The organism is Methanosarcina sp. 1.H.A.2.2 (genome assembly GCF_000979975.1).
Lineage (GTDB): Archaea > Halobacteriota > Methanosarcinia > Methanosarcinales > Methanosarcinaceae > Methanosarcina.
The window spans coordinates 1-1,892 of record NZ_JJQL01000044.1; the positions used below are offsets into that span (position 1 = coordinate 1).

1 protein-coding gene is annotated in these 1,892 nt (G+C 38.1%); it reads left to right on the forward strand.

Annotation, left to right across the window (positions count from 1 at the left end):
- Positions 1-103 precede the first annotated feature (103 nt).
- Positions 104-1,006, forward strand: a complete 903-nt coding sequence (locus EO93_RS06970) for a sodium/proline symporter (RefSeq protein ID WP_048161680.1) — start codon at positions 104-106, stop codon at positions 1,004-1,006.
- The last annotated feature ends 886 nt before the right edge of the window (positions 1,007-1,892 follow it).

Here is a 1,892-nt window from a genome sequence, read left to right on the forward strand (position 1 = left end):
CCCAAGTTGAAGTCGTCAACTTAATTAATTTTTTGTTAGACTGTAAATAATCATAGCCAAGAGCCTTTCTTTTTTAAGATCTTAGAAACTCCGGTTAAAGGGAATGGGAGGTTATGAGTCGACTGTAAGCCTGATTAAGAGTATAGATCCGCAGCTGCTTAACCCCTGGACTGCTCTTTCTGGAGGTTCAATTCCCCTTATCTCAAACCTGGCCTGGGGCCTGGGATACTTTGGTATGCCGCATATCCTGGTCCGTTTTATGGCCATAGAATCTCCTGACAAAATAAAGCAGGCAAGAATTATTGCAATGGTCTGGGTTATTATCTCTCTGTTCTTTGCTGTAGCAGGCGGGATAATCGGAAGAGCTTACCTCTATCCTGAGTTTCTTGGAGAAGCGGGAAGCGAAACTATCTTTATGGTGATGGTAAACAGTACGTTTACTCCTATTATTGCAGGAATTCTCCTTGCGGCTATCCTTGCAGCTATTATGAGTACTGCTGATTCCCAGCTTCTTGTGGCTGCTTCTGCCTTTACCGAAGATATCTACAGGATAATAGTAAAAAGGGATGCAGGAGAAAAAGAGCTCGTCTGGATGGGCAGGCTTGCAGTTATTGGAATTTCAGCAATTGCTTATCTAATAGCAAGAGATCCGAATAACTCGGTTATGGGTCTGGTCTCATATGCCTGGGCAGGATTTGGAGCTGCCTTTGGGCCTGTTATCCTCTTCTCTCTTTTCTGGAGAAAAACAACCAGAAATGGAGCGCTCGGAGGAATGATTGTCGGCGGTCTCGTCGTTATCGTCTGGAAGCAGCTCTCAGGTGGAATTTTTGACATATATGAAATTGTCCCTGGCTTCTTCCTCTCATGCATAACAATCTACCTCCTCAGTATTCTGGATAAGGAAGGTCCTGCAGAAGAAATCCTCAAAGAATTCGACCGCGTAAACCATATAAATCTCCATGGAAATACTGTTCACAAAGAAGATATTGGACCTCTCGAAACCTGACCTGAGTAAAAGATATGAGAAAAATTTCCCTTGATCCCGGAACTGTTTCTCAATTCATACGTTATAAAATACCCCCGCCAGCTTGCTGGCGGTGTCTCTTCCCCCATAAAAAAGGAAGGGCATGAAAAAGAGTGGAGTAATTTTCAGGGCATTTTATTCTATTTTAATTTTGTCTTGTTTGTATTCCTACCAACGGTTTTTTTTGTTGCTTTTAATTTTTATCTTTCCTTCCATTTTATCCTCTATTTTTTTACTCTAAAAGACCAGACTGATGTCAGAAGATAAAAACACAGAAGATAAAAGCGATCCAAGATGGCTATTATGGCTATTATGGCTATTATGGCCATTATGATGATTATGGCTGTAAGGGACAAAATTTAGGATTTCGAGACTTTAGGATTTCGAGACTTTAGAATTTTGGGCCGTGTCCGTGAGTTGTTGATCAATTCTGAAAAAACGAGTGCATCCCCCATGTTGGAGGAAAATGAAAAGAGATTCTCATGTTCACGGTTTTCAATAACTCACCCCCACGACCGAATTTTGAGCTAACTATTATTGATTTCTTTGGCATGAAAGTACTTTATTTGAAAATACTATGATTTGAAAAGTACTATGATTTCTTTTTGCCTGTTATTTGAATAATTTCATGTTTTTTACTAAAAAACATAAATGAAGTAAAGACTGACAATCAAAAGATTAAAACTTCAAATTGAAGTTTGCAAAAACGAGATTTTGAAGATTAAACTTTAGGATTTTTAGGATTTTAGTAATTTTAGGATTTTAGTGATTTTAGGATTTCAGTAATTTTAGGATTTTAGAAATTTTAGGATTTTAGAAATTTTAGGATTTTAGTAATTTTAGGATTTTAGTAATTTTAGGACTGTCT